We start from the raw sequence: 9,868 nt of genomic DNA on the forward strand, positions 1-9,868 counted from the left end.
AGCTAATGGTGTTTGATTGATACTAATAACTCGAGTCTCATCTAATAATTGGACACCAATCACTCCGTTAGGGTCATCATTAAAGAAATTATTACTGCCTGTTAAGGTATTTCCAGATGCTAAATAAACGACAGCAGTTGTTTGATCCGTGCTGGTACAGTTTCTTAAGCCAATAGGAAAACTTTTTGAGACTGTATCATTCTTAATTTCACTGACTGTTGTCACACCCGATGCATTACCCAATATAATTTCATTAGGAACATCAATTTCACACGTTTTAGCTAAAAATATCATCCTCGTTGGTATCGAGAAATGCTAAAAAAAGAAATGAAAGATGGGATCAAAAATAGACAAGCAAACAGCGCCCAAAGGTGACGCTGTTTACCTTACAAGAAATCACTTAAATTTAAGTTGTTTCACAGCCTCATCGATATCAATTTCATCTTCCGAAAATGTCAACGATGCTCCATGTAACGTGCTAATTTCTAATTTTTTCAATGAACGCATTTGGTTAGGTTTATCTGATTTTGGTTTAATACTATTCATTAATGCACCAATTGATAACACGGTATTTTCTTTATCAATATGCGTATCCGCAGGTACTTCTACCGAATAAACACGATAGGATTTGATTGATGTAATCTTAATCCGTTCACCTGCAATATAAATGTACTTACTTTCAGGTATGACTTTGACCGCAAAAGCAGATAACCCTTTATTATTTGTCGTCGGTTCAAAAGTGACTGCGGCATTTTTTTTAATCAAATCTGGGTTGGCAACCTTAACCACATGAAAATAACGGTTATCGCCATTCTCATCTTTGATAAATCCAAAACCTTTATCTTCGAACCATGTTGTGATCGTTCCATTCATTGCCATTACCGCCTAATTAATCTTTTATTGACTCAGTTTTTACAACGCGCAGTATAGAGCACAATGCGTGCGCAGACTACGGCTTTGCTTTTAGTCTGAGTGATAAATTTACCCGATGCAAGCGGCAAGCATTCGCCTGCCTAATAAAAATTGGTTATTATCAACAACCATTTTTTGTTGGAAAGGCTAATGACTGAAATCATCGACACCTTTATTGCTCCGCCTTGTCACGATGAGATAGAAATTATCTATCAAGATGAGTATCTGGTTCTTATTAATAAGCCAAGCGGCCTACTCAGCCTTTCTGGAAAAAACCCACAAAACCTAGACTCCGTCCATCACCGATTAGTACAAATATTCCCAGAATGTACTCTTGTTCATCGTCTCGATTTTGGTACATCAGGGTTGATGGTAGTTGCTCGCAATAAAGCAATTAATGCCGCACTGAGCCAGCAATTTAGCCAACGTACCGTAACAAAAATATATCAAGCGCTACTTTGTGGCCACTTAACTGATGATAAAGGTGTCATTGATGCGGCAATAGCAAAAGACCCTGCACAGTTTCCCCGCATGTCTCTTTGTGAAATTAATGGCAAACCTGCCCGCTCTCACTATCAAGTAATTGAGCGCCTATATCACCCATTAGATAATGGCACATTGCTTCCAGTAACCCGAGTCAAACTAATACCTGAAACGGGACGCACCCACCAGCTACGCATCCATTGCCAACAATTAGGCCACCCTATATTAGGCTGTGACTTATATGGAGGCCAAATACCAGAGCATGCATCTCGGCTCATGTTACATGCCAGCGAACTGCATTTTGTTCATCCCATTAGCCAAGAAAGAGTTAATACTCACTGTGCGAGCCCGTTTTAACGCCAAAGCTACGGCTTAAATTTGACGAGTATTACCACATCAGGTCGTCAGGGATCTTAAAGTCCGCATACGGGTCATCTTCATCCTGTTCTTCTTGGCTGAGCGCATTGTTGAGTACGATGCTATCTGCATCTCTTTGCGTTATTTTATCCGCGACGCTTGCTGGGATAATCACATACTCGTTAATATCACTGTTATCAATCGCTAAACGAGCAATAGCCAGACGCCCACTGATCAGTTGCGTTTGTGTTATCTTGTCTACAACAACTTGCTTGATAACGTTGTTATCGGTGAAATTAAAACTAATATCTCCCTTTGAAATATCAACTTTATTCATTTCAATAAGTTGTTTAACTTGCGCTTTGAACTCTTTGGATTGCACCATTTGTTTATGCTGCTCACTCAATTGCTTATCACGCTCAAGCTGTGCTTTTTTATTCTCTTCTACGGCTTCCCTTGCTTCACGCGCTTGAACGCGTGATTTTTTAGCCGTTCTTTGCACTTTCGCCATTTTCTTACTGGTGACTAATCCAGCTTTTAGCATTTGCTCTTGTAAGGTGAGTTTTGCCATCTTCGCCTCTAAATCTATCGGATAATTATGTGATTATACCTGTAGCAATTGAGGCCGGATAGGCTTTGAGCTTCATTGATGGAGAAATTATGTGATGTTATTTAAGAAAATATGCTAACGATGATAATTTAAAATTCGGCGTGTTTAACTTATTTTGTCTAATCTAAAATGTGCTTATGCGAAAAAATAGAGGCTTTCATCCACATAAAAACCTCTCAACTTCAATAGCTACGGAGTGGACATAATAATGGTAGCTGCTGAACTAAACTGGCCTTCTATCAATTCATTTGGAGATAAATTAGGTTTTTTAACTAGCGTGAACATTAGTGTATCTCTACCATGCCCATTTTCTATTTTTGAATCGAAATGCCCATTCATAGGGGAAACTCTTTGCCCTTGATGATAAATCTCAACACCTAATCCCGGCATAATAGGACCTTGACTACCAATATCTCCAGTTCTAACAAGTAAAGCATCAGATGAAAAAGTCGAAGTTTCTCCACTAATAATCATCTTTATTGGCGCTGTCAGATTATTATCTTCACAACTATAAGTGATTTCTGCGTTACGTTGAAAACGACTTGCACTTCCCACCGTTGAAATACCCGATGCATTTACTGTTTCAAAATCAACAATGATGATCTGGTTATCATTGATATCACACGTACCCGTTCCAACAACCACGTCATTACCTGCATAGAAATTCCATTTAAAATAAGCATGGTCAATATGCTGATTACTATTTACAAATGTCGCATATTTATGGAGATCTAACGTCATCAGCAAATCGCCTTTTCTTACCAAAACTGATGGCGTTGGTTTAACATTTACCTGTAAATATAATTTAATTTGTAAAGGTTCACTTGCTGTGGTTAAACGAAATACTTGAATTTCTTTACCACTAAATGGTGCTAAATAGTAAGCGCCACGTACGACCACACCCGCTTTTAATTCTGGGTTATTCTTAAATGTAGGACCAAGGTCAGCACCTGTCACATTTAAATAATCAACGTAAGCACTAGGTGCTTCATTACGGCAGGTCATAAAATCACTCACATCCGCGAATTCATTTATACGATTAGGTACAGCAAAAATATCATTATCGAGAGGAACATCATAAATACTTTGTGTTCCCCCACCAACTTCTTGTCCTCCATTAGTTTTACATTGGAACGCAAAAATAGTTGGGGAAAATAATAAGGTTGCGAGAAGTAATATTAATATCTTCATTGTTGCTGATACCTTAATCATAAATTAAACTAAAAATAGCGGTTGCAGTAAAATGACCAAATGCAATACTTTTATTTTTTATTGCATCAGGTTCCCCTTGCACATTCGCATTAAAACTTAAAATATTCGTGCCATTCTCTAGATTGTATGCAGGTGTCGTACTATTAATGGGAATTTTTTTACCACTATACTCTAAGATTTCAATTCCGATACCTGAAGCCATGCTGCCAGAATCTAATGCAAGAAGGCCAGGTAAGTTGATATTCTCATTTCCTGTAAACTTAACGGTCACCGTTCTAAAGATACTATTATCACAGTCATCTAAATGAATATTAAAATTTTCAAGTGGCGTTTTTTGGTTAATATAGAGGTACTTATTAACAATAGTACCAAAGTCCACAATGATATTTTCATCACCCGGTCTTACTGTACAAGCTTCAGCGACAAGCTGTCCTCGTATCTTAATTTCACCGATTTGACCATTTTTTGCCTGACTCTGTAACGAAAAAAATAACAAACTTAATAGCATCGAGAGTATTATTTTTTTAAATTTATAAAAATTGAAATTTAAGTTATTCATATAAATACCTTCAATGCTATATCAGAAAACCTATTAAGATTATTCATACGTTATTTGAAAAGAAATAACACTTCGATAAGCTCCAGCCTGTAATTTTTCTGCAATTCTTACGGGAGCTACATAATAAGTTAAAATATTTTGCCCCGTAGAAATAAGCTCAGGTTCACTGTACTCACCAAAAGCAATTTCTTTTCCTTTAGGATTAGTTATCTGTAATCCAAGCCCATTCACACCTTCAACTCTCGCGATATTCGGTCTAAAAGGGACAACTGGCGTAATAAACCTAATTTTCATGCCAGGCTGAGAAATACTCCATGTAACATTACCTGATTTATTGTTTCTCAAAACCGTTGGGGTTTCGATACAATCCAATAACTCGATGTTTATCGGCGTCTTGTGGCCTTGGGCACCAATTGTTTTTAATGATGCAGTTTCAATATTTCCTAAATCAACGGATTGAAATGCAGAATCCATCGATAAATGGCATGCACTCTCCGTTAATGAGCCATAAACGAAAATTTTGCCATTTGCACCTTCAACATCCCAATTACCTGTTGTGTTATAAAAGGCATTATTTGATGTCGCATATATCACAGATGAATGAAATATAAGAGATAAGCCAAAGAGTAAGGAAAAGCTTTTTTGATTAATCATCATTTTCCTCTCTATTTATTTTCAGGAACAACCTGACATGTATTTGCTTGACATTTAAATTGAAGTTTTGGACGGCCACCATAGTCATTTATATAGGTCAATACTGGGTTTGCCCCTACAGTAGAGCTTGGAACCCCTAATTTTTCTTCACTAAATGGTGCAACCATAACTGCCTTAAAATTCTGGTTTACAGGTGAATTTTTTCGCTCGGCCGCACCAATAATCGTAATATAAAAAGGAGTTGGGTTTTTAATGATATATTGGTCGCCTTGTTTAATAAGCTGTGTTTTTTCTTGCCAAGGATTATTCAGCATTTCAGTTTCGCTTAGCATGATACTTTTAGGGCGATAAAATAATTTAATTTTGCTTTGTAACGCTAATTGCAAAACATTCGGTTTATCACTTTTTGGCGGGATCTCCCTTAAATTAAAGTAATAAACACTTTCTCTATCCTGAGGTAACTGGTTAATTTCAGGAAGTGCCTCAATACGGACTTGGCTTGATTTTTCGGGCTCAACTCTCTGCACTGGAGGTAATACCGCAAACGGTGAAGTAATTTTTACCCCTTGAATATTTTCAACCCACCCTTGGGCCAAATAAGGTAGCTGGTTATTTTTATTCGTAATAGTAATTGAAACGCTTTTTTGATCGCCATTAAAAATAACTCGGGTTCTATCTAAAGCAATTGCCGAGAACGCACTTCCGCTAACTAAACTGCTTAATAAAATAGTACTGATATATAAATTAGTTAATTTTTTCATAGCAATCACTCATTTACAGATTATTATCTGCTTCATTACGTTTATTTGATAATGGTTTACAAGGAATGAATAATCCTTGGTTAATTGTTTCTAAGTTTTCAGGAAAATTAATTTCACATTGTGCTTCACCACCCCAATGAATAATCATGACTTCATTTGGATTGATACCACTAACATAGGCATATCCATTATCAGTAACTATTCCCGTTTCTTTTCCTTTCAAATTCGTGATCTGAGCGCCAAATGGCGGTGCAGAACCGTCAGACATACGCATTGAAAGCATCATCTTTTCACCAGACAATACATTAAATTTGCGATAGCCAATCGCGCCTTCTGTTAATGTCGCTTGAACAATAGAATCCGTTACCTCGGCATTATTCGGTAATGCATTTAAATCGACTTTAACTTTACTGCGGTAGTAGCTATTTAAGTCAGGAACAACCACTTTACCAAATGCATTTGATGCAATAGGGATCCCTCGGTCTGATACGGGAATTTTAGCCACACCATCAGTGTCGATCAGCAAACGAGTTCCGCCAATATTTGAGACTCGGTGAGCATCCGCACCATTTAAAGTCATGGTAAATCCACCTTGTGCCCCTACCCCAAATGACGTGTAATTATTATGAATATAGCTAGCATTCGCAGTTAACTTAGTATTATCACCATAATGGGTAATATAGGTGCTTGCGGTTCCACCTTTGTTGGTTGAGCCTGCACTGACTTGATAATTGGTTCTATCTGACAATTTGTCATAATAGGTTGCTCGATTAACGGTATCATCCCGTGTTGCTTGTAATGAATAACCAATATTTGCACCATTTCCCCAAGGCATTGAAGCTGAGATATACAGGCCATCATCATTTGTTTCGTTATATTTATTACGATAGGCCGATAACGAAATATTAATATTCTTCAGGCTTCCCCAATCTAAGGTTTTTGTCACCATTAAATTGTAGCGATTACTTTCTGGCTTATCCCAATAGGTTTGGTGCGAGTAGTTTAAATACGCTGTAATTCTCGATTCTCTAAAGTTTTTATTTAAAGAAATCACATACATTTCTTTATTACTACCTTGACGCTCACCAGAATCTTTAGCCGTTAAAAAATCGGTTACAGTCATAAAACTGCGTTCTGAGAATCGGTAACCTGCGAACTGAACTTGGCTATCATAGTCATCAAAACGTTTTGAATAGTTTATTCGATAAGAATTACCTGTGAGTTTTTTATCATTAGGAATATTTGCAATAGAATGCGTAATATCGAAAGATAAGGCACCAAATGCCAATAAGTCACGACCGACACCCACGTTAAATGCATTATAGTCTTGGCTATTTAGTGAACCTGCAAGCAATGACCAACCATTAGTGACACCCCAGGACATTTCACCACTCGCAAATGTATCTCCATTAACATGATGACTCATATCCGTTGGGCGACCCATCGCTAATTTATATCGAATACTACCTGGTCGAGTTAAATAAGGGATATTGGCTGTTTCAACCTGATATTCTTGAACCGAACCATCCTGCTCTTCGATTCGAACATCCAGTTTTCCCGTCGTCGCATCACTTAAATTTTGGATACGGAAAGGACCCGCAGCGACTTGTTCTTGATAAATAATTCGCCCTTGTTGGCTAACAATCACCGTCGCATTTGTCGTCGCAACACCTGTTATTTCAGGTGCATACCCACGTAAATTAGGTGGTAACATTAAGATATCAGAGCGTAAGCTAACACCTGTAAATCGAAAACTATCGAATAAATCGGTGTTAAAATAGTCCTCACCCAAGGTCAATTTTGCTTTAATACTGGTTAACGCTTTGTAGGCGTATAACCGGCTCCATTGAAAGTCATGCTCATTTTTACTATTCGAGCCAGTTTCTCGTTGAGCACGCCCCTGCCAATCCCCCCTAAAGCGCCATGCACCAAGGTTCACACCTGCGACACCATTTGCTGTCACATTATAGTTACTATTGTTATCATGAGGCTTATTCGCTCTTGCGTTGATATTGTAGTCTAAAATAGCCCCTGAGATTCCTTCATCCCACAGAGAAGGCGGATCCCAGTTAGCTGTTCTATATTCAAGGTAGGCTTGAGGTATACTCAGATACAACGTTGAGTCCGATAAATCCCCTCGTGCTTGAAAGCCGGGTAAGCTGCGTAAATCAAGGCACTCATTATTATGCCACCACGTAATTTGCTTCAACGAACTGGCTGTTAATCCTAGCTGCTGGACTTGCTCTGGTGTGATACAAACGAGGCTATCTTCAGGGTCATTTTCTGGCGCATAGAATGAAAACCGTTGCTCAGGTAAAGTTTCTTTATTTACTTGTACTTTAAGAGGATAAGTGCCAGGCATAATATAGCCTGCCCGTGAGAATTGTTTAATATCAATGTTTTTTTTGTCTTCTAAATCAAATAATGCCGTATTAAATTGTATGGTATCGGCAGCATATAACTGAGCGGATAATGCCCCAAATGTAATCATTATCGTTGTCGTTATTATATTTATTTTGTGTTGTTTAAAAAACATAAAAAACATCCCTAAAACACCAATATAATTTCTTAGAATTAATAATAATCGACCTTGAACCTTAATAAGGTTTGGTAATTACCCGCTTTAACAGGATGATAATTGGTGACTAATTGCATTTGATATTTCAGGATCATTGTCCCTGGTGTAATTCCTAATGCAGGTAATGGCTTTCCTGGTGTAATGGAATATCCCGATATATCATGCAATGCCAATTGCACTCCTTTTGCTTCACCCGAGAGTGTGAAAAAATCACCTTCTGATGGACCATCAAAAGTGACTTCGAGTGAATTCCATTCGTTATTATCTTTCGAATATTTTTCCCAACGACAATCAATGAGCTTAATATCGAATTCTTTTATGGGGCCTTTCCCAACTTCACGAATATAGCTTGTTGGAAGTACCCCCATATTAATGGTCTGATCCCTAGACCCAATATCTATTGCGCAGGCAGTATCGACTATTTCGCCATTCATCGTGACTTTTCCCCATCCATGAGATGATGCAGCCATTTGTGGCGAAAGAAATAATGTTAGAAGAAATAGGGAAGATACTTTTCTTCGCAAATAGATAAATCCTTTCACTTTAACCTCTGACTTAATTTGGTGATTAATAGAGGAACACAAAGGTATTCCTCTTAAACTAATCAATTAGTTATAAGTTAAGGTAAAGTTAGTTACGCCTTCGAATTTACCTAATGGAATTTTATCAACCGCAACGTTTGCACCTTGTACATAAGCGCTATAACGTAATGTATTATCACCCGCTTGTAATTGATGTTCTTGAGCTGTTGCAACTCCCATATCTAACGCTGCGCCATTAGTATCCGTTAATTGAATACCCACGTTGCCAGCAATAGTTGTATCTGTTGCGTCTAAGCCTGTTACTCCAAGTAATTTAGAGTTGAAAGCAGCGCTAGAACCAGAGAATGTGATACTCACTTTATCGTTGTACACTTTATCATCTGCATCTTTCGGGAATACACAGTCTTCCAATTCAATATTGAATTGCTTCGCGCTAGAAGTACCGCCATTCGCTAAAACAGAGTTAGCGATTTGGCCTAACCATACTGTTTGGTCAATAGAATCTGAACTAATTGAGCAAGGTGCATCGATGATTTCACCTTTAAATGTGACTTTACCATGCCCTTGATCAGCGAGTGCTGGAGATGCAATAGCGGCAGAAACTAGTGCGGCTAAAAATACTTTTTTCATTTGAACCTCATTTATATATAACAACGTGATGATTACCCAACATGATGTAGGGCATAGTTAGAATTTATTATTTTTAAAATAACTATTTGCTGTATAAAGAATTTAAAATAATTTCTGTTTGTCGATTAAAAATATAATGGTAGTTATCCTTTTCATCGGATAAACATGCACTATTATGAATAAATGAATTAGCACTAGGGTTTTTTTCATTTATTTTCAATGATACACTGTCAAAAAATGCACTTGGGCTAATTTCTAGATAGAATAAAATTGAAAATAGCATTCCACAGTTAATGCTACATATTCCTCTTTCATAACGAGATATTTGTTGTTGTGATATATTTAATTTTTTAGCTAGATCACTACCACTAAGTCCTTTCTCTTTTCTAAGATGCGATAATTCCATGCCAATTTGTTCAGTTAGTATTTTCTGAAAGCTATCTATACTGGTCTTTAATTTATTACTTTTCATATCTCACCAATAAAGCCTTATGTAATGTGGCAAAACAATCAGAACCGCTCGCAAAATAAACAATTTATTTTTTGAAATGCAAAAAAAACGCAACAAAA

General features: G+C 37.2%; 11 protein-coding genes and 1 pseudogene. 1 reads left to right on the top strand and 11 read right to left on the bottom strand.

Annotation, left to right across the window (positions count from 1 at the left end; genetic code table 11):
- Positions 1–243 (bottom strand): annotated as a pseudogene (locus PR809_RS19740) (hypothetical protein); the annotation flags it as partial.
- Between the two features lie 153 nt (positions 244–396).
- The gene (locus PR809_RS19745) at positions 397–879 is read right to left on the bottom strand and encodes a cold-shock protein (RefSeq protein WP_102140602.1); all 483 of its coding nucleotides are present in this window, start codon (positions 877–879) and stop codon (positions 397–399) included.
- A 183-nt stretch (positions 880–1,062) separates the two neighbouring features.
- On the opposite strand from PR809_RS19745, the gene PR809_RS19750 reads away from it, so the two are divergent.
- Positions 1,063–1,752 (top strand): RluA family pseudouridine synthase, encoded by a 690-nt coding sequence (locus PR809_RS19750; RefSeq protein WP_206276708.1) that lies wholly within the window; start codon positions 1,063–1,065, stop codon positions 1,750–1,752.
- A gap of 31 nt (positions 1,753–1,783) precedes the next feature.
- Here PR809_RS19750 and PR809_RS19755 read toward each other — a convergent pair whose 3' ends face one another.
- The 9 genes from PR809_RS19755 to PR809_RS19795 form a co-directional block, all read right to left on the bottom strand.
- On the bottom strand, positions 1,784–2,323 hold the full coding sequence (locus tag PR809_RS19755; RefSeq protein WP_102140600.1) for a DUF2058 domain-containing protein: 540 nt from the start codon (positions 2,321–2,323) through the stop codon (positions 1,784–1,786).
- 228 nt (positions 2,324–2,551) lie between these two features.
- Positions 2,552–3,553, bottom strand: a complete 1,002-nt coding sequence (locus PR809_RS19760) for a fimbrial protein (protein WP_229597502.1) — start codon at positions 3,551–3,553, stop codon at positions 2,552–2,554.
- 13 nt (positions 3,554–3,566) lie between these two features.
- Positions 3,567–4,133 carry a fimbrial protein gene (locus tag PR809_RS19765; RefSeq protein WP_102140598.1) on the bottom strand — a complete coding sequence of 189 codons (567 nt, stop codon included), beginning with the start codon at positions 4,131–4,133 and terminating at the stop codon, positions 3,567–3,569.
- Positions 4,134–4,172: 39 nt separating this feature from the next.
- Entirely contained in the window at positions 4,173–4,790 is a 618-nt protein-coding gene (locus tag PR809_RS19770; protein WP_102140597.1) for a fimbrial protein, read from the bottom strand.
- A gap of 8 nt (positions 4,791–4,798) precedes the next feature.
- Positions 4,799–5,548, bottom strand: a complete 750-nt coding sequence (locus PR809_RS19775; RefSeq protein ID WP_102140596.1) for a fimbria/pilus periplasmic chaperone — start codon at positions 5,546–5,548, stop codon at positions 4,799–4,801.
- Between the two features lie 13 nt (positions 5,549–5,561).
- A complete protein-coding gene (locus tag PR809_RS19780) occupies positions 5,562–8,093 on the bottom strand; it encodes an outer membrane usher protein (RefSeq protein WP_102140595.1) in 2,532 nt (843 codons plus the stop codon).
- 29 nt (positions 8,094–8,122) lie between these two features.
- The gene (locus tag PR809_RS19785; protein ID WP_229597500.1) at positions 8,123–8,650 is read right to left on the bottom strand and encodes a fimbrial protein; all 528 of its coding nucleotides are present in this window, start codon (positions 8,648–8,650) and stop codon (positions 8,123–8,125) included.
- An 84-nt stretch (positions 8,651–8,734) separates the two neighbouring features.
- Complete coding sequence (locus PR809_RS19790) at positions 8,735–9,298, bottom strand: fimbrial protein (RefSeq protein ID WP_102140594.1); 564 nt, start codon at positions 9,296–9,298, stop codon at positions 8,735–8,737.
- Between the two features lie 82 nt (positions 9,299–9,380).
- Positions 9,381–9,770: a helix-turn-helix domain-containing protein gene (locus PR809_RS19795; protein ID WP_102140593.1), complete on the bottom strand. Its 390-nt coding sequence runs from the start codon at positions 9,768–9,770 to the stop codon at positions 9,381–9,383.
- Between the last annotated feature and the right edge of the window lie 98 nt (positions 9,771–9,868).

Source organism: Providencia sp. PROV201, from assembly GCF_028479545.1.
GTDB classification, from domain to species: Bacteria; Pseudomonadota; Gammaproteobacteria; order Enterobacterales; family Enterobacteriaceae; genus Providencia; species Providencia huaxiensis.